At 34.8% G+C, this 21455-nt stretch carries 25 protein-coding genes; 17 read left to right on the forward strand and 8 right to left on the reverse strand.

The window, feature by feature from the left end; genetic code table 11:
* Window positions 1-115 precede the first annotated feature (115 nt).
* Window positions 116-559 carry an Lrp/AsnC family transcriptional regulator gene (locus KYG33_RS04200; protein WP_180563806.1) on the forward strand — a complete coding sequence of 148 codons (444 nt, stop codon included), beginning with the start codon at window positions 116-118 and terminating at the stop codon, window positions 557-559.
* Between the two features lie 374 nt (window positions 560-933).
* Here KYG33_RS04200 and KYG33_RS04205 read toward each other — a convergent pair whose 3' ends face one another.
* Window positions 934-1830, reverse strand: coding sequence for a helix-turn-helix domain-containing protein (locus tag KYG33_RS04205; RefSeq protein ID WP_077417196.1), 897 nt, complete (start codon window positions 1828-1830; stop codon window positions 934-936).
* A 195-nt stretch (window positions 1831-2025) separates the two neighbouring features.
* Between KYG33_RS04205 and KYG33_RS04210 the strand changes: the two genes are divergently transcribed.
* The 6 genes from KYG33_RS04210 to KYG33_RS04235 all read left to right on the forward strand — a co-directional run bounded on the left by KYG33_RS04210 (window position 2026) and on the right by KYG33_RS04235 (window position 7009).
* On the forward strand, window positions 2026-2877 hold the full coding sequence (locus tag KYG33_RS04210) for an aldo/keto reductase (protein ID WP_077417194.1): 852 nt from the start codon (window positions 2026-2028) through the stop codon (window positions 2875-2877).
* A 125-nt stretch (window positions 2878-3002) separates the two neighbouring features.
* Window positions 3003-3992, forward strand: coding sequence for an alpha/beta hydrolase (locus KYG33_RS04215; RefSeq protein WP_257468917.1), 990 nt, complete (start codon window positions 3003-3005; stop codon window positions 3990-3992).
* A 24-nt stretch (window positions 3993-4016) separates the two neighbouring features.
* Complete coding sequence (locus tag KYG33_RS04220) at window positions 4017-4646, forward strand: flavodoxin (protein WP_077417190.1); 630 nt, start codon at window positions 4017-4019, stop codon at window positions 4644-4646.
* A 32-nt stretch (window positions 4647-4678) separates the two neighbouring features.
* Window positions 4679-5419 carry a carboxymuconolactone decarboxylase family protein gene (locus tag KYG33_RS04225; RefSeq protein WP_077417188.1) on the forward strand — a complete coding sequence of 247 codons (741 nt, stop codon included), beginning with the start codon at window positions 4679-4681 and terminating at the stop codon, window positions 5417-5419.
* A 17-nt stretch (window positions 5420-5436) separates the two neighbouring features.
* Window positions 5437-6528, forward strand: coding sequence for an alpha/beta hydrolase (locus KYG33_RS04230; protein WP_077417186.1), 1092 nt, complete (start codon window positions 5437-5439; stop codon window positions 6526-6528).
* 22 nt (window positions 6529-6550) lie between these two features.
* Complete coding sequence (locus tag KYG33_RS04235; RefSeq protein ID WP_219072740.1) at window positions 6551-7009, forward strand: cupin domain-containing protein; 459 nt, start codon at window positions 6551-6553, stop codon at window positions 7007-7009.
* A gap of 91 nt (window positions 7010-7100) precedes the next feature.
* Here KYG33_RS04235 and KYG33_RS04240 read toward each other — a convergent pair whose 3' ends face one another.
* On the reverse strand, window positions 7101-7325 hold the full coding sequence (locus KYG33_RS04240; protein WP_219072741.1) for a hypothetical protein: 225 nt from the start codon (window positions 7323-7325) through the stop codon (window positions 7101-7103).
* A 101-nt stretch (window positions 7326-7426) separates the two neighbouring features.
* Between KYG33_RS04240 and KYG33_RS04245 the strand changes: the two genes are divergently transcribed.
* Window positions 7427-7822, forward strand: a complete 396-nt coding sequence (locus tag KYG33_RS04245) for a VOC family protein (RefSeq protein ID WP_219072742.1) — start codon at window positions 7427-7429, stop codon at window positions 7820-7822.
* A 273-nt stretch (window positions 7823-8095) separates the two neighbouring features.
* Here the strand turns inward: KYG33_RS04245 and KYG33_RS04250 are convergent, their stop codons facing one another.
* Entirely contained in the window at window positions 8096-8878 is a 783-nt protein-coding gene (locus tag KYG33_RS04250) for a YdcF family protein (protein WP_180563811.1), read from the reverse strand.
* Window positions 8879-9818: 940 nt separating this feature from the next.
* On the opposite strand from KYG33_RS04250, the gene KYG33_RS04255 reads away from it, so the two are divergent.
* The 6 genes from KYG33_RS04255 (at window position 9819) to KYG33_RS04280 (ending at window position 13499) form a co-directional block, all read left to right on the forward strand.
* A complete protein-coding gene (locus KYG33_RS04255; protein ID WP_077417178.1) occupies window positions 9819-10583 on the forward strand; it encodes an O-methyltransferase in 765 nt (254 codons plus the stop codon).
* 250 nt (window positions 10584-10833) lie between these two features.
* Window positions 10834-11166 (forward strand): ArsR/SmtB family transcription factor, encoded by a 333-nt coding sequence (locus KYG33_RS04260; protein WP_077417168.1) that lies wholly within the window; start codon window positions 10834-10836, stop codon window positions 11164-11166.
* Between the two features lie 78 nt (window positions 11167-11244).
* On the forward strand, window positions 11245-11709 hold the full coding sequence (locus KYG33_RS04265; protein WP_219072743.1) for an SRPBCC domain-containing protein: 465 nt from the start codon (window positions 11245-11247) through the stop codon (window positions 11707-11709).
* A gap of 104 nt (window positions 11710-11813) precedes the next feature.
* A complete protein-coding gene (locus tag KYG33_RS04270; RefSeq protein WP_077417166.1) occupies window positions 11814-12398 on the forward strand; it encodes a YdeI/OmpD-associated family protein in 585 nt (194 codons plus the stop codon).
* Between the two features lie 11 nt (window positions 12399-12409).
* Complete coding sequence (locus tag KYG33_RS04275) at window positions 12410-12805, forward strand: DoxX family protein (protein WP_219072744.1); 396 nt, start codon at window positions 12410-12412, stop codon at window positions 12803-12805.
* A gap of 139 nt (window positions 12806-12944) precedes the next feature.
* The gene (locus tag KYG33_RS04280) at window positions 12945-13499 is read left to right on the forward strand and encodes a DUF4256 domain-containing protein (protein WP_219072745.1); all 555 of its coding nucleotides are present in this window, start codon (window positions 12945-12947) and stop codon (window positions 13497-13499) included.
* A 36-nt stretch (window positions 13500-13535) separates the two neighbouring features.
* Here KYG33_RS04280 and KYG33_RS04285 read toward each other — a convergent pair whose 3' ends face one another.
* Window positions 13536-14495 carry a hypothetical protein gene (locus tag KYG33_RS04285; RefSeq protein WP_180563817.1) on the reverse strand — a complete coding sequence of 320 codons (960 nt, stop codon included), beginning with the start codon at window positions 14493-14495 and terminating at the stop codon, window positions 13536-13538.
* Between the two features lie 277 nt (window positions 14496-14772).
* Here KYG33_RS04285 and KYG33_RS04290 point away from each other — a divergent pair, with 277 nt between their 5' ends.
* Window positions 14773-15276, forward strand: a complete 504-nt coding sequence (locus tag KYG33_RS04290) for a hypothetical protein (RefSeq protein WP_219072746.1) — start codon at window positions 14773-14775, stop codon at window positions 15274-15276.
* Window positions 15277-15322: 46 nt separating this feature from the next.
* On the opposite strand, the gene KYG33_RS04295 is transcribed toward KYG33_RS04290, so the two are convergent.
* Window positions 15323-16357 (reverse strand): threonine aldolase family protein, encoded by a 1035-nt coding sequence (locus tag KYG33_RS04295; RefSeq protein WP_219072747.1) that lies wholly within the window; start codon window positions 16355-16357, stop codon window positions 15323-15325.
* A gap of 85 nt (window positions 16358-16442) precedes the next feature.
* Here KYG33_RS04295 and KYG33_RS04300 point away from each other — a divergent pair, with 85 nt between their 5' ends.
* A complete protein-coding gene (locus KYG33_RS04300) occupies window positions 16443-17096 on the forward strand; it encodes a metal-dependent transcriptional regulator (RefSeq protein ID WP_180563819.1) in 654 nt (217 codons plus the stop codon).
* A 244-nt stretch (window positions 17097-17340) separates the two neighbouring features.
* Complete coding sequence (blaIND, locus tag KYG33_RS04305; RefSeq protein ID WP_219072748.1) at window positions 17341-18081, forward strand: IND family subclass B1 metallo-beta-lactamase; 741 nt, start codon at window positions 17341-17343, stop codon at window positions 18079-18081.
* 81 nt (window positions 18082-18162) lie between these two features.
* Here the strand turns inward: blaIND and KYG33_RS04310 are convergent, their stop codons facing one another.
* The 3 genes from KYG33_RS04310 to KYG33_RS04320 are packed head-to-tail and all read right to left on the reverse strand — an operon-like array spanning window position 18163 to window position 21227.
* Window positions 18163-19302: a hypothetical protein gene (locus KYG33_RS04310; protein WP_047374599.1), complete on the reverse strand. Its 1140-nt coding sequence runs from the start codon at window positions 19300-19302 to the stop codon at window positions 18163-18165.
* A 26-nt stretch (window positions 19303-19328) separates the two neighbouring features.
* Entirely contained in the window at window positions 19329-20231 is a 903-nt protein-coding gene (locus KYG33_RS04315) for a TssN family type VI secretion system protein (protein WP_077417149.1), read from the reverse strand.
* Window positions 20232-20285: 54 nt separating this feature from the next.
* The gene (locus KYG33_RS04320; protein WP_047385188.1) at window positions 20286-21227 is read right to left on the reverse strand and encodes a type VI secretion system baseplate subunit TssG; all 942 of its coding nucleotides are present in this window, start codon (window positions 21225-21227) and stop codon (window positions 20286-20288) included.
* Window positions 21228-21455 lie beyond the last annotated feature (228 nt).

Consider the following 21455-nt stretch of genomic DNA (forward strand, 5'->3'; position numbering starts at 1 on the left):
TAAATTTTTATCTTTACAAAGATCTGACAGGGGCATTTAAATCGGGCTATCATTTTGATAGAAGTAGCTGCTTCAAACTTTCGAATCAATGTTTTTTAATTATTTTTATTTCGATATGCAATTAGATAAACTGCACTACGCAATTTTAAACGAACTACAATTAAACGCCAGAGCGAGCAATGCTGAAATAGGCAGAAAAATAGGACTCACAGCTCCGGCTGTTGCAGAACGTATAAAAAAGCTGGAGGAAGCAGGGATAATAAAAGGCTACACTGCTGTTGTGGAATATACAAAACTGCAATACACACAAAATGTTTTAATTGCAATAAAATTACACCCCAATATTATGATTATGTCCTTTTTGAAAGAAACTGAAGAAATAGAAGGGATTGTAAAAATGGTACATACTACAGGAGAATATTGTTTCTTTTTACATATGTTTCTGAAATCTACACAAGAAATTACTTTAGTTCTGGACCGCTTGAATAAATTTGGCACAACAACAACTTATTCTATTCTGTCGGTGCCTATTGATCACAAACCAATTACTTTTAAGTAGTGTTAGCCTCCATGAAAGAAATAAGACAAAATGAGGCAGTAGGAGTTTTTTTCTTATCAATGATTATTTAATTATAACAAAACTTCCTTCAACAAGGGTTTTGCAATAGTGGTGCGAAACTGCAAAGTTCAACGGTATTTTTTCAATTCAACTTTTGTATAAAATTGAAGATTTGAATTTTATTGCTGCACCATCACAAAGCCACAAATAACGTTTAAAATGAATATAAAAATCTCATAAAACGATTATATAAAAAATATTAGGAATAATTTTATTTCATATGTGATGGAAATTCTGACTCAAAGAATAATTAATTATTATAAAAGAGTAAATAAAGAAGTCAATACAAAATCTCAAAAACAATTAATTAAATTTTAATTTAAATTCCGAAATTCATTAGGGGTAACACCAGTTCTCTGCTTGAATAATCGAATAAAATGCTGCGGATATTTAAAACCCAATTCATAAGCAATCTGACTAATAGATTTATCAACATTGAATACTCTTTGCTTGGCTATATCAATAATTTTATTCTGTATGTATTCCTGCGCAGTTTTCCCTGTTTCTTTCTTAATCAGATCTCCAAAATAGTTAGGCGAAAAATGTAATTCATCTGCACAATATGCTACAGATGGAAGCCCAATAGTATTAGGTTTCTCAGATGAAAAATAGCTGTTTAGTAATTCTTCAAATTTTTCTAAAATACCTTTATTCACATTTTCTCTGGTGATAAACTGACGGTCATAGAAGCGGTCACAGTGATTAAGAAAAAGTTCAATATTCGATGTGATGACTTTTTTACTGTGTTTATCTACTGGGCGGCTCAATTCAAATTGAATATCAGCAAACATTTCCAAAACCATTTGTTGTTCTTTTGCTGATAGATGCAGCGCTTCATTGGTCTGGTAACCAAAAAATCCATATTCAGAGATGCCCTTACCTAAAGAAGTTCCTTTAATTAAATCCGGATGAAATACTAATCCATGCCCCAAAGGCTGATACTTATCAATTTTGTTTTCTACATCAACAACTTGTCCCGGAGAAACAAAAACCAATGTTCCTTCCTGATAGTCATAAGTTGCCCGACCATATTTCAGATCACCACATTTTACATCTTTTAAAAAAATGCAATACAGATTAAAATACATTTTAGATCCTGTTCTTTTATGTGCTTTCGAAAAATCTATTACACTTACCAAAGGGTGAAGGGTCTCGTGATTATTAAATTGATTATAATCGTTTACTGTTTCAAAATAGATTGATTGGCTCATAACGGTATCATTTTGTAATACAAATCTAAAGATAAAAATACCCGCTTTTTTACATTATGCCCCAGAACAGTAATATTGGTTACAAGTTCCGTAATATATCTACCAACAGGCTTGTCAATAAGTTGGAAATTTGCAGTAACAAATTGATTAACCAATTTTATTCTTTGCGAAACAAAAAAATAAATAAGATAAAAAATGAAAAAAGTAATATTGAACAATAGTATAGAAATGCCGGTTTTAGGATTTGGAGTATTTCAGGTCCCGGATCCCGCAGAATGTGAAAAAGCTGTTATTGATGCAATTGATACAGGCTATCGATTAATTGATACTGCTGCATCTTACGGTAATGAACAAGCGGTTGGTAATGCCATTAAAAACAGTGGAATTGCGAGAGAAGATTTATTTATCACGACAAAACTTTGGGTACAAGACACAGGATATGAAAAAACTTTAAAAGCTTTTGAAACATCATTGAATAAACTTCAGTTGGAATATCTGGATTTATACCTTATTCATCAGCCGTACGGAGATATTTTCGGATCTTGGAAAGCAATGCAGGAATTGTATGAACAAGGAAAAGTAAGAGCTATAGGAGTTTCTAATTTCCATCCTGACAGGATCGCAGATTTGATTGCCAACAGTGGATTTACACCAGCAATCAATCAAATCGAGACTCATCCTTTCCATCAACAGGTTGAAACACAAAATTTCCTAATTGAAAATAATGTACAGATTGAATCCTGGGGGCCTTTTGCAGAAGGAAAGAATGATATTTTTAATAATGAAGTTTTAAAAACGATCGCAGAAAAATATAACAAATCTGTAGCTCAGGTCATTTTGAACTGGTTGACGAGTAGAAATGTTATCGTTATTCCAAAATCTGTAAGAAAAGAAAGAATGGCTGAAAATTTTGACATTTTTGACTTTGAGCTTTCTTCTGAAGATATGGATGCTATCGCAACTTTAGACACTGAATCCAGCTTGTTTTTTGATCATAGAGACCCCAACATGGTTAAATGGCTAAGTGAAAGAAAATTGGACTTGTAATCCAATTTCATCAGTAAAAATATGATCAAATGAATAGGTTAGCAATGAAAAATAAGACAATAAAATATATAAGTTTAATCACCTTAATTTTAGTCTCCAATTTTTTTGTTAAAGCACAAAATAAGGTGGCACAAAAACCAATTACTATTGCGTCACAAGGCAATTTCTCAGCCGGAGGTTCGGTTATCAAAAGTGAAGGCGTTTTCGATCCGTTAAAACCATGGAATGTGTCTCAAGGAGGGCAAACAAGACACGGAGATCACGCTGATGTTTTTTACCAAATTCCTGTCAAATCTAAAAAACTTTCGATGATTTTCCTGCACGGTTACGGACAGTCTAGACGAAGCTGGCAGACCACAGCGGATGGAAGAGAAGGTTTTGCCAATATTTTTTTAAGAAAAGGTTATAGTGTCTATCTGGTTGATCAACCAGGTCGTGGAGAGGCCGGGCAAACTACAAAACCAGGACAAATTAGCGGTACGCCAGATGACCAGACTTGGTTTACCCAATTTCGAATTGGTCTATATCCCAAATTCAATGAAGGCGTTCAGTTTCCAAAAGACAGCATTTCTATGGATCAATTTTTCCGTATGATGACACCGGATACAGGAAATGTAGATGAAGCAACGATTATGAATGCAATGTCTTCTGTTATGGATAAATCCGGAAACGGGATTCTTTTCACACATTCGGCAGGAGGCTCACCTGGATGGAAAACAGCCATTAAAAATGAAAAAATTAAAGCTGTCGTTGCCTATGAACCCGGAGGATTCACCTTTCCGGAAGGAGAAGAACCTGAAGGAAACCGAGGAGGAAAAGGTGTTCCGATGAACGAATTTATGAAACTGACTAAAATTCCCATTGTAGTTTACTATGGGGATTATATTCCAACTGAAGAAACTAATGCAGCATCATTAAATTTTTGGAAAAACGTTCTTACGACAGCAAGACAATGGGCAAAAGTCGTCAATAGTCACGGTGGAGATGTTACTATTGTTCATCTCCCTGAACTGGGCATTAAGGGGAATACCCATTTTCTAATGTCTGATTTGAATAATGTAGAAGTTGCAGAGCTATTATCAAAATGGCTGAAGGAGAAAGGTTTGGATAAGTAATATTGATTAAACAATAATTGATATATGGAAAAGTTGAAAAATTTTGGCGTATGGCTTTGTGCAGTACTTCTACTATTATCATCTTGCTCAAAAGCTCAGAAATCAATATCTGAAAAAAAAGAAATGTTGAAAGACAAAAATGTATTGATTGTTTATTTATCACGAACAAAAAATACAAAAACAATTGCCGACATCATTCATCAAAATATTGGTGGAACCTTAATTGAGTTGGCATTACAGAATCCTTATCCCAAAGATTACAAAGCAATTGTAGATCAGATAGCGAAAGAAAATGAAACCAATTTTTTACCTCCGCTTAAAACAAAGATTGAAAATATTGAAAAATATGACGTGATCTTCTTAGGGTTTCCAACCTGGGGAATGCAGTTACCACCTCCGATGAAAAGTTTTTTAAGCCAGAATAATTTTAAAGGAAAAACAATTATTCCTTTTAATACCAATGCTGGCTACGGGATTGGAAGCAGCTTTGAAACTGTGAAAAAGCTAAGTCCTGAAAGCAGAATATTAGAAGGTTTTACGATTAAAGGAGGAGTTGAACGGGATGGAATTTTATTCGTAATGGAAGGAAAGAAGAAAGTTGAAACGGAAAAGAAAGTGAAAGAATGGCTGGCTAAAATCGGGATGTCAAAATAGCATAATTATAATAATTTTTAAAAGTAAAAAGAATGAGACAACTGAAATATTTGGGTTTTATAGCAGTATTAATGTGTGTTTCACTATTTACAAATACCATAAACGCACAAAAAATGACAAGCTCCAATTCGCAGCTAAGCGAAAAAGATAAAAACATCATCATCATTTCTTCATTTACGGCACAAGGTAAATTAGAGGAATTAAAAGCAAGTTTAAATAAAGGTCTGGATTCAGGATTAACAATCAATGAAATAAAAGAAATTTTGGTACACACTTATGCTTATTGTGGTTTTCCGAGAAGCATAAGAGGTTTACAGACTTTTATGGAAGTTCTTGATGAAAGGAAGGCAAAAGGAATTAATGATACTGTGGGTAAAGAAGCTTCAACTATTGCAAATGACAACAGCAAGTACGAAAGAGGAAAGGAAATTCTGGCTCAACTTACCCAAACACCACAGCCAGACAAACTTTCGGGCTATTCAGCATTTGCACCGACAATAGATACATTTCTAAAAGAACATCTATTTGCTGATATTTTCGAGAGAGATCTTTTGACTTATGCGCAAAGAGAACTGGTGACGATTTCTGTAATCAGTGCTATTGGTAATGCAGAACCAATGTTGCAATCTCATCTAGGCATTTCACTAAACGTTGGTTGGTCACCACCGCAGTTGAACGAGTTTGTTCCTGTTATCAGCTCTACCATTAGTATTGAAAAATCAAATGCAGCAAAAATGGTTTTAAATCAGGTTTTAAAAAATAAATCTAAATAAGCCATAAAAATAAAAAAATGAAAAAGATAACAATATCAATAATAGCATTCATCTTGGTTGCTACAAGCGTTAGCGTTCATGCCCAAACGAAAAAAAATAGTCAATCAAAAATGGGAAAAATTGAAGTAATCAAACGTAATAATCCTTTCGGATTGGTTTATGATGGTGCAATCACAGAAAATGTAACAGGAAAAGTAAATATTCATCCTGTAAAGTATAAATTGAATGGAATTGAAATTGCAGCCAATGTTTATACTCCTGCAAATTATGACTCTTCAAAAAAATATGCAGCAATCACTGTCGCACACCCAAATGGAGGTGTTAAGGAACAGACTGCGGGACTTTATGCACAACGCTTAGCGGAAGCAGGCTATATTACAATTGCTGCAGATGCATCTTATCAGGGAGCAAGTGGGGGAGAACCTCGTCACACAGATAAACCTGTTTATAGAACAGAAGACATTCACGGAATGGCAGATTTTATTTCACAATATCCCGGAGTTGATACCAATCGAATAGGCGCATTCGGTATCTGTGGTGGCGGTGGCTATACTTTGAAGGCGACTCAGTCTGACAAAAGATTTAAAGCGATTGCTACTTTAAGTATGTTTAACTCCGGTGAAGTACGAAGAAACGGATTTCAAAATTCGGGATTAAAAACCATCCAGGAACGATTGAAACAAGCTTCTGACGCAAGAGCACAGGAAGCTGCAGGTGGTGAAATTCTTTATTCCGGTGTTGCAAGCATTACCGATGAAGAAATTAAAAAGATCAGTAAAGATCTTTATCGTGAAGGATATATTTATTACTACAGAACCAATGCACATCCCAATTCAACATTTTTATATCCGACCAGTAATTTAATGGATTTAATGACCTGGGATGCTGTAGAAAATATGGATTTGATCAATCAACCTTTATTGATGATGACTGGCAGTAAAGCAGATACAAAATATATGACAGATGAAGCATTTCTAAAAGCGGTAAATGCAAAAGAAAAAGAATTGTTCATTATTGACGGTGCAACGCATATCCAAACTTATTGGAGACTAGAATATGTAGAAAAAGCAATGCATAAACTAACTGAATTCTTTGAAAAAAATTTATAACCAATAAAAGCTCTAATATAAAATGAAACAAGCAGTTGTATTATTTCTATCAGTGTTATTGTTATCAAGCTGTTGTACTAAGTCTATATTAGAAGTTGGAAGGACTTACATTTTTCCAAAAGGTGAAAAAGTTACCAATAAAAATTTTACAGGTAACGTCTGGCTGCAAATGCTTGCCCAGGATGAGCAAATGAGTATAGGTAATGTAACTTTTGAACCAGGAACAAGAACCAAGTGGCATTTGCATCCTGGAGGGCAGATTATACTTGTAACTGAAGGTATTGGTTATTATCAAGAAAAAGGTCAATTGAAAAAAGTATTGCATAAAGGCGATGTTATAAAATGTCCACCAAATGTTGAACATTGGCATGGAGCAAGTCCAAACAGTCATCTTGTTCATTTGGCAATTTCAAATAATGGCAAAGGCGCAGTAGTGTGGTTAAAACCTGTAACTGATACTGAATATCATAAAGGTAATTGAAAAGCAAATACTACATTCTATTTAACATAATATAAATTATAGGACATTTATTACACCATTTGAAAGAGAATACTAACCACTCCAGAATCCTTTATTTTTTAATTTTTCCTTCCAGATATTCTTTAACGGTTTCTAAGAACTCTTCTTTAGTCATAAATCTGTCCAGAAAATTTTCCAGCTTTCCTTCATTCTCGATTTCCTGAAAATAAACTTCGTGGTCTGTGCTGTATACTGTTGGATTGGTCTGATCCGGATCTGTTGTGCAAACAAAATATTGTCCGTACGCCAATTCATGGTCAGAAAAATAATGCTTCAATAATTCTTTACTCTCTTTGATCTAAAAATACAAAATCTTGCCACATGGCAGTTTTTATGATCATGAAACTGAGTACCTTTATCCTACCAAAAATAAGTAATATGAAACCAAAAATGATCTGGGCCAATCTGGCAGTAGCCGACCTTGAACGCACACAGAAATTTTATACAGAGCTGGGATTCAAGCCCAATAATCCGCACAGCTCTAATGAGTTGGTAAGTTTTTTTATGGCTGGAAATGAATTTATTATTCACTTTTTCTTAAAAAATATCATAGAGAGAAATTTAAAACCCATGAAATTCGGGGATCCTCAAAGTTCCAACGAAATCATCTTCACCCTCTCTGCAGAAAATAAAGAACAGGTAGATGAATGGGCTCAGGAAGTAAAAAAAGCCGGTGGAACTATTGTTTCGGAACCTGAGAGTTTTGGAGAAAATTATTATGGATTTGTGTTTGCAGACCCTAATGGGCACAAGTTTAATGTATTTTTTATGTAGAATTAAAAAATATCTTCCAGTGTTCGGGTTTCAATTTATAATAAAAAGTAATCAAATATTATCAGATAACTACGATATTTTATGCTGAACGCGTTTTGCCCATATACCCCCTCTATTTTTAGTAAGATAGCATAGTGTCTAACTTGAAAAACAGGGCTTATTTGGGCTTTTAATCGCTTTTTTGTACAGTTAGCTTAAAGGTGATGTTTTCGGAGGTTTTGAAGAAAACATCTGTATTTACAGTTAAAGAAAGTAAAATAAAAGCTATTTTATTTATTTATTTATTCCCAAACTGTTATATAATTGCACCTGCCATATTCCCACTATCTCCTTAAGCATGACGAATGTAAACGCAGCATTATAAGTGTTAGGAAATACCGTTATTTCAGTATCTATAAAATCTGATGCCTGCGGAATGGGCTTTAATCCAAATATCTGAAACAGAGCAACAGATCTCTTTATATGAAAACCCGAAGTAACCAAATAAACACTTCCAGGAGCCATCTTTTTTACTATCGGACTTGAGAATTTTGCATTCTGATAGGTATTCATGCTTTTATCTTCCTTAATAATATCAGAATCTGACACCCCCATTTTTTTGAAATTTTCACTGAATAATTCCGCTTCACTGGTATGTCCTCTGCCCTTTCCGGAAATCACTATTTTGCAGGGTATATTCTTTTTCTTGAATTCCTGATACAATTGATAGGCTGTGACGATTCTTGAATAAGACATCGTATGCAGTTTTTCAGTATTGTCAATATCTACAACTCCACCACCCAATACAACAATAACGGGGTTCTGAGAAGCGGTATTCTTTATTGCAGAAGTATGGATATAGCTTTTCTGCAGATATTCTGAAGTTAATTTACCCAAAAAGCCATTTCCTATAAAGATGATCATTAAAACGACCGATACACCAATTCCTATTCTCAGATTTTTGCGTTTATTTTTTCTTTTCAGCAGAGCGATTATAACTACCGCAAGAAATAATAAGAAATAAGGTTCTGCAAAAAGCTGTAAAACACGAAATAAAAGATCCAATAAAAATTTCATTTAAGATAATATTGATTAATGTATAGAAAACATCAGAACCTCAAAGGTAGGCATTTCTAAACTTTACCAACGACAAAAGTCACAAAAGCACTATTTGAAAACACTTAAGTAAGTTTTAAATAATGCCGAAGAAAAGATAATATTAAGATGAAAATCAAATATTTTCACAAAACTTAGGTGTACTTATTATACATAAAGCCTGGTTCTAAAATAATTTAAACGTTACAAACTTTTGTGTCTTTTGTGGTAATGAAGTTCAGATAACTTAAATTTTATAATCAGAACAAATTTCGTATCATTTATCTTTCTGTTTATACAATTATTTTATACATTTGCACTCACTGAACAGCACACTTTTTGGTGTGCTAATGAAAAAGATAAATACCTACCCAATGAAAAAGCAGAAAAGCATCACCGTTTTGATGACCGTATTCCATATATTTTTGGACAGGCATTTTTGTAAAGAAAAAAACAAAAACTCTTCCTTAAATCTCAAGAAACGATCTCTACCTTAAATAGATGGATATTTCTGCGATAACCATCAAAGAAATATCATCTCCCGCTGATCAAGCAGACAGCACAGATTATCACATTCCCCAAAATCAGTATAATCTGCGGGAGACAATCAAAGATCAAATTTTATTCCTCACAATTTATTTCCCTTTTCAAAATAAGCTGGTTTCTACTTGCCGAAACTACTATTGATCTGCCCAAAAACCACATTGCCGTACCCACTGCAATCTTCATCTCCGTAAATTAAAGAAAATCACCACGTTAAAATTTTATTTTAAATTAAAAATAAGATATCTCACTGATTAATTACAGGACCATATTATTAATACGATTTTAAAAAAACTTAATATCAAAATTAATATTATCTAAATGCGATATGGTTTTTAAAAAAATACATTTGTCTTGTAACCTTAATATAATCAATGAAATGTCAACAGTTCTCAAAACATTTGTAGCTTATCTCAAAAGACCTGCTCTCTATCCTGAACTGGGCAGAAAAATCATTAAAAATACGGTAAGCAGAAGAAGTCCGTTCAAAGGAAAAGCAAAAGCAAATTTCTGGGCTGCATCCATAGCAGTTTCCCAAAAAGAAGTAATCTCCAGACTTTTCTCTATGGATACCGATCGTTTCAGATCTATCTATGCTGAGACCCTTGAAAAAGCCAGTTTAAAAGAAAAAGAATGCCCCATTACAATGGGTGGCCCTGGTGCTCTGGAGCTTATTTATTATGCATGTGAATTCACCAAAGCACAAAACGTTCTTGAAACAGGAGTGGCTTATGGATGGTCTTCCTTAGCCATATTGCTTTCGCTTCAAAAAAGAAATGGTACGCTCTATAGCTCAGATATGCCTTATCTTGCTCAGGATGGTGATCAGTATGTAGGATATATTGTTCCTGAAAACCTTAAAAAATATTGGCAGCTGTTCCGTTTTGCAGATAGAGAATCTTTGCCTAAAATTTTGAAAAAAGTTTCCTCTTTCGATGTTTTCCACTATGATTCTGACAAAAGCTATCACGGAAGAATGTGGGCTTATCATAAGATCTATAAAAGACTGAGACCTGGCGCAGTGTTTATCAGTGATGATATTGGGGACAATTCCGCGTATCAGGATTTTTGCAATAGAATGAATATCAGCACTCTTGTTGTAGAATACAATGGGAAATACATTGGCGTTTTTGTAAAACAATAGCCTATTACTGATCAAGCATATATAAATAATCAAAAAAAATCTGCGGAAAACTATTCGTTCGCTTCATCTGGCAAGCCAGTAGTCAATAAAAAATATATAGAAGCATTATTTAAATAATAAAATGGAGAGCATTAAGCTCTCCATTTTTCTTTTAAAAAGCATACTTACAATTAATTAATAAAAATTTTTTCAAAAAAAAGCTTGCGTAGCTAAATAACTACACATATATTTGTAGTCAAATAACTACACGATGAATTTAAGAAGAGATGTATTTCAGGCGATAGCAGATCCTACAAGACGATCTATATTGATGTTGGTGGCGGCACAGTCGATGACAGCAGGAGCTATTGCCTCCAATTTTGATACGGCGAGACCTACCGTTTCAAAGCATCTCCAGATCCTTACAGAATGTGAACTGCTAAGATCTGAACAAAACGGCAGAGAAATAATCTATCACCTAAATCCCAATAAAATGAAAGAAATAGCCGATTTTATAGAACCTTTCCGCAAAATGTGGGACGAAAAATTCAACAAGCTGGAAAGTGTGATGAAAGCGTATCAGAACAATAATGATAAGAGATAAAAGATGAGAGACGCTTATATTCTCAAACCCTCAAACTCTCCCACTCTCAAATCCAAGAAACCCTCAAACACCAACATCATGGAACTTAAAACAAAAATCCACGCCGAAGACGGAAAACAGGAAATTTTCATCACCAGAGAATTTGATCTTCCGGTAGAACTCCTTTTCAAAGCGTATACAGAAGCTGAGCTTTTCGAACAATGGATGGGTACCAAAGTGACAAAATTTGAAAACAAACAACACGGAAGTTACCGCTTTGAAACCTCCAATCCACAAGGTGACATAGTTTTCAGTGCCAACGGAACTATTCATGAAGTGATTCAGAATGAGAAAATCATAAGAACTTTTCAGATGGAAAACACTCCTTTTCCGGTTCAGATAGAGTTTTTAGAATTTGAAAAATTAACAGATACCACCAGCAAAATCACAATCCAGACAATCTATAAATCCGTAGATTTCAGAGACCAACATATGAAAATGCCATTCGCCCAGGGTATTAATATGGCACATAATCGTTTGCAGGAGATGTTAGGTAGCAGATAATAGTAGAATACGTTCGATCCGGAATCCGGGATACGAGCTTCGAGGTTTAAATTCCATCTAAATAACCCGAACCCCGTAACTCGCAACATAAAAAACTCAACCACATGAATCCAAAAGTTAATTTCTTCTTTGATAAAAGCCATCAATGGCACAAAGAATTTGAAAAATTAAGAACAATTGCCCTAAGCACCGATCTTGTAGAAGATTTAAAATGGGGATGCCCGTGTTATACCTATGAAGGGAAAAATATTTTCCTGATCCATGGTTTTAAAGAATATTGTGCGATCCTTTTCTTTAAGGGTGCTTTGATGAAAGATCCCGATCATATTCTGATCCAGCAGTCTAAAAATGTACAGGCTGCAAGGCAGGTTCGTTTTACAGAGGTAGAGCAAATCAATGATTTGGAAGATATTCTTCGCAGCTATATGTTTGAAGCCGTTGAAATAGAAGAATCAGGTGCTAAAGTTGAAATGAAGAAAACTAAAGAGTTTGAAATGGCTGAAGAGTTTCAGAATAAGCTGAATCAAGATCCGGCATTGCAAGAAGCTTTTAAGGCATTAACTCCCGGAAGACAAAGAGCCTACCTACTCCACTTTTCCTCTGCCAAACAGCCCAAAACCCGGGAAGCCCGGATTGAAAAATGCATTCCACAAATCATGGACGGTATAGGATTAAACGATTCACTATAAAAAATTAAATCATGAACACACCACAATCACAAAAAAGAACAAAGATCATCTATTGGATATTCACACTTTGGATGGCCCTTGGAATGGTTTCCACTGCAATTGTCCAGCTGATGAAAAGTAAAGATGAACTGCTGAATTTTACCAATTTGGGTTATCCTTCTTACCTGATGACCATTATTGGAATATGGAAAATATTGGGCGTAATTGCCATACTGATTCCCAAACGCCTGCTTTTAAAAGAATGGGCGTATGCAGGATTTTTCTTTGTGATGTCAGGAGCTGTTATTTCCCATCTGATCGTAGGTGATACGGCAGGAAGAACTTTTCCGGCAGTATTATTACTGGTACTGGTTATGATCTCCTGGTATTTCAGACCTGCAGACAGAAAAATTACTATTACTGATTAATCATTTTTAAGATAAAAAGCCATAAATTTTATCGCAGATAAAATCCTTGCGCCTTAAAAACTTTTATTTGTAAAACCTGCGCCTTTGCGATTATCCAACAAAATAAACCAATTCAATCAATAGTAAAACAAAATTTGATATGAAAAAGAAACTGACACAGGAGCAAATCAACGAACTTTTAAAAACACTAAAAGCCCGTTTTGAAAAAAATATGGACCGTCATAAAGACCTGAAATGGGAAAAAATACAGCAAAAACTGGAAGCCAATCCTGAAAAAATAGGGTCTCTATACGAAATGGAAACTACAGAAGGTGAACCCGATATCGTAGATTACAATAAAAAAACAGATGAATATTCTTTCGTTGACTGTTCCCCGGAAAGCCCGAAACGAAGAAGTCTATGCTATGATTATCAGGCTTGGGATGCCCGAAAAGCCAATAAACCGGAAAGCAACGTCATTGACAAAGCTAAAGAAATGGGTATTGAACTTTTAGCAGAAGAACAATACCGCAATCTTCAGGAACTTGGAAAGTTCGATCAAAAGACATCAAGCTGGATAAAAACGCCATCACAGGTAAGAGAGCTTGGAGGCGCCCTTTTCTGTGACAGACGATACAACACCGTGTTCACCTACCACAATGGTGCAGATTCTTATTATGCAGCAAGAGGATTCAGAGGAGTACTAAAAGTATAAAAAGGAGAACTGACTGAGATTTTTTTTCAGAATATATCAGGAATCTCTCAACCAGGGAGATTCCACACTCCAGAAAATAATTCTTACTCCCAGATAATTTTCACCATATTCTACAAATTCTTCCTTGGTAAAAGGTTTTTTAGTTTTAGGATTTTTGTACGTAAGAGTTGGCTCCTGAACCGCCATAGCAACTAAAGGCAGCTTCCCTTTGTATTGATTAAAGAAAGGATAAGAGTTCTTCATCTGCCCTTTTTTATTTGGAACAATATCAGGCCCTCCCAGCCCTATATTATTTTTATACGCAAAATCAAACAGTCTGGACATGTATTGATGGTCATTGTCCCATTCACACGGAAAAAAGTTGACATACTGCAATACATTGGATTGATGGAAAGCATCTCTCGCAAACTTCAGATTTTCCAGTTCGGCCTGGAAATAACGGTCACAGCTAAAACCTGTTTTATCTGCTTTCATTTCTATATCTATTGATGTTTCGGGAAGATTAATCCCTTGAATTTTACCGTCAAACTTCTGTGCCAGCGCTCCTATAAGCTTCTGGAACCTTTCGCGGACAGCAGGATTCCATTGCTGGGTAACCCATCCGCTTCCAACAGGTTTATTTTCCCCGGGATTATCATATTGGGGAACCAACCCTCCTGTATATTCTTTATCATTCAATACATAATCAGGAATATATCTGGCTTGCGGTTCAAAAAATCTATCCTGAAGCTGAATAAATAGTTTTCTGTTGATGGAAGTTAAATATTCCAGATCTTTTTCAATAACAGAAAAATCATACACATCTTTTGAAGTTTCCAAAGCTCTCCAGTTGTAAACAATCTGTACCCCTCCGATATCCTGGCGAGTGATCATTTTTTCTATTTTCTTAAGGTCTCCTGAAGAAGTATAAATATAATTCTGAGGGGTCTGACCCGAGATAAAATACAACCCAAGCATAAGCAATCCCAATCCCAGCGCTTTAGTAATCTTTTTCATTAAAATCAATTTTGCTAGGTAAATCATTTTCCGTGCCTAAATCCGTTTAATAATTAAAGATTAGGATTACAAGGTTATAGGAACTGAGTCCTGAGATAGAAAAATAAGAATCAATTGAACATATAAAACCATATTTTAATTAATATTTTTTGTTAAAATCTTTTCTAAAAAACACTAATTTTCATCATAAAATGATTATCTCTTTATATCCTATTTTTAATATACAAATACTATTGTTATTTTAGCAGAATAGAAATTTGATTTAACAATTAAGGATATGAAAAAATTAATCTTATTGGGCGCTGTATCAGCTTTTTTAATCAACTGTAATAAGAAAACTGAAGCACCGGCTCCCAAAGCAGCTGCAGACACCATCGCTGTTGAAGAACCTGTGATAGATACTCTTGGACCAAAATCGTTCTGCTATATCGGGGTAACAGGAAAAGATAGTGTTTTTGCTTCTATTGATGACAATTTAGGAACAATCACCGGAAAATTATCTTATAAAAACAGTGAAAAAGACGGTTCAAAAGGAGATGTAACCGGTTTCAAATCCGGAGATACACTGAAACTGACTTACGAATTTGCTTCAGAAGGTAAAAAAAGCAAAAGAGATATTTACTTCATCCAGAAAGACAATGCTCTGACAGAAGGAATTGGAGATCATAAAGAGGAAGACGGACAGTCTAAATATGCTGATGAGAAAAAAATCAGCTATAAAGATGGACAGAAGCTAAGCTCTGCAGACTGTAAAGTCGTGAATGAAGCCTTAAAAAAATAATGCATTATCAATAAAAAACAGCCTTAAAGATAAGGCTGTTTTTATTTTATGGTAATTCCGTTTCTATAATTTCAATAAAGCGGTTTACTGCTTCATCACCTGTATTCCAGGAAGTAATAAGACGAATGGCCGAAAAATTCTCATCTACTTTTTTCCAGACATAGAATTCAAATTTTTCAGACAGAATCTCAATAAGTTCGTTACTCAGAATAGGAAAAATCTGATTGGTATAGGTATCTGAAAGAAATGCCGCTCCTTTTTTCTGCAAAGCATTCTTAATTTTCATAGCCTGATGATTGGCATGCTTTGCCAGATCAAAATACAGATTGTCCTTCATCAGTTCCATAAACTGTATTCCCAACAGCCTTCCTTTCGCTAATAATGCACCTTTCTGTTTGATATTAAATGCAAAATCCTCCTGAAGAACCGGATTATTAATAACAATAGCTTCTCCTATCAGCGCACCGTTTTTAGTTCCTCCAAGGTAAAAGACATCCGTCAGAAGAGCTACTTTTTCCAGGGTAAGATCACTGATTTCTGATGTCAGCCCATGTCCCAATCTTGCTCCGTCCATAAACAGGTATAGCTTATTTTGCCTACAAAATACTGAAAGCTCTTCCAGTTCTTTTGCCTGATAAATAGTTCCCAGCTCTGTAGAATTGGATATATACACCAGCTTAGGCATCACCTGGTGTGGTACATTGCTATGTCCTTCTAAAACCAGGATGATGTCTGACGGTCTTAGTTTTCCATCTGCAGTTTCAATACTCAATACTTTATGACCTGTGGCTTCAATAGCTCCTGTTTCATTATTTAGAATATGGCCGGGAGCGGCAGAAATCACACATTGATAAGGTTTTAAGATTGCTGAAATAACAATTAAGTTAGCTTGCGTTCCTCCTGAAACCAGAAAAACTTCAGAATTGTGATTGTTGATTTTTTCTTTAATTAATGTTTTTGCTTTTAATGAATACTCATCTTCTCCATATCCGGCCTGCTGATCTAGATTATGCTGTAAAAGAGCCTGTAAAATATTGGGGTGGCATCCTTCAGAATAATCATTTTTGAATGAAAATTTCATAGAGTAAAAGTAAAAAAAGTTAAAATAACAAGAGTAAACTTTTCATTTTATTTTGTTAGATTTGTATTGAAAATCATCTAACATTTTGAAAACAACCCTAACAGAAGAGAATTACCTGAAAGCTTTGTTTCATTTAGTTGACAATGAAGGAAAGGTTACGATTAATGAACTCAGTAAATTTTTAAATGTAAAAATGCCGAGTGTCAATAATATGATGAAAAAGTTTGCAGAGAAAAAGTGGGTCATTTATGAAACCTACAAACCTTTAATCGTTACAGAAAACGGAAGACGGGAAGCTGCTCTGGTAGTTCGAAAACATAGACTTACCGAAATGTTTCTGGTCAAAAAAATGAATTTTGGCTGGGAAAACGTTCATGAGATTGCAGAACAACTTGAGCATGTACATTCTCAGATCTTCTTTGATAAAATGGATGAAATCCTGGATTATCCTAAATTTGATCCTCATGGAGAACCTATTCCTGACAAAGACGGAAATATTATTTCTCAGGATCTGCAGAAACTAAGCAACTGTGAAGCTGGTGAAAACGTTACTTTTGCCTCAGTCACCTTATCTGATGATGCTTTTTTAACTTATCTCAACGATAGGAAACTTCTCCTCAACACTAAAGTAAAAGTCGTTAAAGTAGAAAGTTTTGATAAATCTATGACCATAGAAATTGATGGCAAAACGGAAATTTTAAGCAAAAAAGCGACTGAAAAAATATTGATTAAGAAATAATCTTAAACAATCAAAATAAACCTCACAGACTTTACAATCTGTGAGGTTTTTCATTCCGGCAATATCATACTAAATATTTTTGAACTCTTAAAATAACATATTTCTATTCTATAACTGTTAAAAAACGGTTAAACTCTCTTTCATAAAATACCTGAAAATTAATTTTTAATTAGGTTTGCAAAATATTCTACAAACTTTGTCTTTCTGACAAATACCAACATTTTAATTATTACCAAAAAAAATTATGAAAAAAAGCATTCCGTTTTTTATTATTTCGATGTTATTAAGTCCATTTACAAACGCTCAGACAACTCAGGTAAGAGATTTTGTGATTGAACCACAGATTAAACCCAACTTTTATATTTACAAAACTTTTGGCGTATTTGGAGGTAAAGAATATTCTACCAATGCTGCTTATCTGGTTACAAAAAAAGGAGTTGTCTTATTTGATGTGCCATGGCAGAAAACCCAATATCAAAGCTTACTGGATACGATTCAAAAACGTCATAACCTTCCTGTTATTGCAGTATTTGCAACACATTCACATGAAGACAGAGCCGGAGATTTAAGCTTTTATAACAACAAAGGAATTAAAACTTATGCAACAGCAAAAACCAATGAACTGTTGAAGAAAGACGGAAAAGCTACTTCTACAGAAATCATTAAAACAGGGAAACCTTACCGTATTGGCGGGGAAGAATTTGTGGTAGACTTTCTTGGAGAAGGACATACCGCCGATAATGTAGTGGTATGGTTCCCAAAATATAAAATTCTGGACGGAGGATGTCTTGTGAAGAGCAAAGCAGCAGTTGATCTCGGTTATACCGGAGAAGCCAACGTCGCACAGTGGCCACAAACCATGACAAAGCTGAAAAACAAATATTCACAGGCAACCCTGATTATTCCAGGTCATGATGAATGGAAAGGAGGCGGACATGTAGAGCATACTCTTGATCTTCTTGACAAAAACAAAAAGCCGGAATAATAATTTATTTCCATAATCTGTATATACCATAAAAAATCCCGAATTTTCATTCGGGATTTATATTTTTAATGATGGGCTGTATTAGTCTAATACACTCCAACCTCTCTTAGGGTTTGTATTTGTAGAAACCTCTTGTTCGTTAACAATGATGTTTTCTTTTCTCTGACCGATGTAATCAAGCTCGCTCAGTTTAGAGAAAATTGTTTCAAGGCTTCTCAGCATCTGCTGAATATAAAGCAATGGCTCACCACAGTTATGATGATCATAATTGGTCTCTGCTACAATAGAAAGCTGGTTCAATAAAGTATGAGGGGCGATCTCACTCCACTCTAAGCTATAATTCAGCATTTCTTCCAATTCAGCAGGAACAAGAAGCTGGGTAGAATTATATAAATGAAGGGCTAATCTCGCAAAAGACTCGATCAGAAATACAGGTGGCTGCCATGGAGTAATATTTCTGAACTGGAAATACATATCTCCAAATGTATTCACCATGGTACTGCACAGAAACTTAACATTTTGTGCCAAAGCTGTATTTTGATTTTTGTGAGAGGTCTTCTGAATAATTTTAAAAGCATACTGCTGAAGATTCCCGATAGACTTTGCATAGCTGCTGTAATACTCTACCAAAGCCGGATGACTCTGTACAGAAGTACATGGCGGAATAAAGTTGGAATCTACCTGAGCAATATTTCCTTTTAAATCTACTTTTCCAATTATTAGGTAATTACCTCCCGAATAGCTGCTGTTTAAAGAAGTTACAGGAAGCAGTTCAATATGGTGATTCGGCTGTGCACTTGGGTGGCGCGGCGGAATTTCTTCAGGGTCAATATCTCCAAAAGGAACTTTATCAAAAGGATTTACTGAGATTAAGATATAATATTCTCCGTCTGCCTGCTCTTCATTCATGGATTTTGCCAAAGACTTCACGCTGATTCTTCTGTCTGTCAGCTCAATACGGTATCCAGCCATTGTCACAGCGCTGCAACGCTTGATAACAAGCTGTACATCATTGGTTGCCGTATTGTGAACATCAAAAATGGTACGGTCTGTAAATTCGTTGGAAATAGGCAGAAGTCCGTAATTATATGTAGTAATTCCAAGGGAATTGGAATCTCTGATGGTATCAATTAAGAAATTATCCTGATCATTCAGATGTCTCTGGGAAACCTTCATCCCATCCACCCAATTGATTGCAAAATGTTTAATAGGCTGTATCATGTTTAATACTTTTTAATTTTTTGTGATTATGATTTTTTTGCGACTCCCTCCTCTTCATGCTGAATAACTCTCTTACAAATCACCACTTCATTTTCAGAAATGCTGTTTGTTGTAATGTCGTGGTCGAAATCTATATATTTTCTAAAGCTGAAAAACGATTTTTTAGTGTAAAAGATCCAGTAATAAGGTTCATTTCCTTCGTCTGAAAGATGAATAACAGAACCCGGATTCTTATGGTTATAATCATCCACTACCCTGTAGAACCAATCTCCGAAAGTAACTCCCGTTGGAAGTGTTTTCGCTTTGATTCTGAAACGGTTGGTATCTTCTAATTTTTTGCTCAATTCAACATTCAATACCATTAATCGGTCAAAATCGGCACCCTCGAAATCAGGCAGCTTCTGCTCCGGTGAATATCTCCATGTTTTATAAATATCAAAAGGAATTGTGATAAACTGGATATAACAGTAATAAAATACCATTGGAACTACAAAGATCAGCATACTTGTTGCCGCCATTACAGAATATCCCAATCCTTTACTCATCCAGTTAAAGATCAGTGTAAAAAGATACCCTCCCAAAGCAATACACGTTAATGAAAGTATAGACTCAAACAGAATACTCATTGCCAGAGATTCGATATGTTTTTTGAAATATTTATGCAATAAATTCACATGAATAATCCCAAAAATAAGGTAAATAACCTGTGCGATGAGATACCAGTACGGATTAAAGAGATTTCCGGCAAATCCAAAAAATCCCGGAATAGCCAGGCATAGACTGCACAGAAGCACGTATATAATAATTACTTTAATTTTTATTGCAGGTTTATTTCTCCGGATTACACCCAGTATAACCATCATAATAATTGCGATTAAAGGCATTAAGATATACCTTAGAAAAATACCTTTTACTGAAGAAATTTCCATTTGTTTCTTTTCGAATTTATACTTTGTTGGTAGCTGTAAATATAATAAAATAATTTAGAGAAATGTAGAGTATCCAAGGCGGCTGGCATTTCTTCCATCGTCTTCAAGACTGAATGAATATTCCTCTTTTTCTGTAACAAAATTCTCTTCCACGTCAACTGTTACCGGAAGAAAATAATCATAGAGTGACTGAAGTACATTTCTGAACGGACTTCCCGGGATATATTTTTTCATATCTTCATATCGAATAGGACCAATATTCACCACCCAGTTTCGCTGCCCGTCCATATGCGGACCACTTGGAATATAGGTTACTCCTAATCTTGAATTTCCCAATAGCATGGAATTATCATTTTTCTCAATCTCATCAATGATGTTGGGTGAAAAAGTTACGTTTACCGGTACCTGCAGAAAAGCAGTCATACACCTTTCAAACCATTTTTTGTCTCCCCGGATCTGGTGGAAAAATGGCAGAATATGCATAAAAATATAAGCACTCTGTTTATCCAGCATCTTTATCAGAGGCCAAAGCTCACTTACCGTTTCCAATAAAGAATCCGTATTGCTCGTAATATCAAATTCTGATTCTTTAAGTAAAGCACTGATTTCCGTAAAAAAAACTTCCAGTTCAAAAGGGCGGAAAAACTTACGGGCATCATCTTCTACTCTTTTCTGTTTGCGGATTTCCCTTACCACAGTATCTACATTCTTTCTGGAAGCTCCAAGAGATGGCGGATGAAATAAGCCTTCCGGAAGATAGTCATAAATACCCTCCCTGTAACTCTCTATGGTAAATACTTCCTCATCAAATCCCAAATAACTGCTTGAAATGCTCTTTATATCCTTCAGGTAAGCACGGTCGTTCACGCCAACACGCTCAATGAATATATTACTTACCGCACGATGGTATTTCAATAGATTAACAGCCACAGCTTCAGCTTTAAAGTCTGTCTGCAGCTTATTGTAATGCATATCTACAATATTAGTCTCATACATAGTGTTTCCTCTGATTATGACTTGTAAAGATAATATATCTCATAAGTTTGAAAAAATATTTTACTAATAATTTTATCCTAAAAATAATAATTTATTGACATTAAAAGGAATAAATTCAAGCAAATTCCGTAAAAATACGGTAAATAGAAGGTTCGTTTGTTTTTTAAAATATAAAATTAACTATTCATAATCAAATGGTTAAGGTTCAAAATTCAAGGTTGAGAGTTT

Origin of the sequence: Chryseobacterium sp. D764 (assembly GCF_019317325.1) — a bacterium.
Classification (GTDB): domain Bacteria; phylum Bacteroidota; class Bacteroidia; order Flavobacteriales; family Weeksellaceae; genus Chryseobacterium.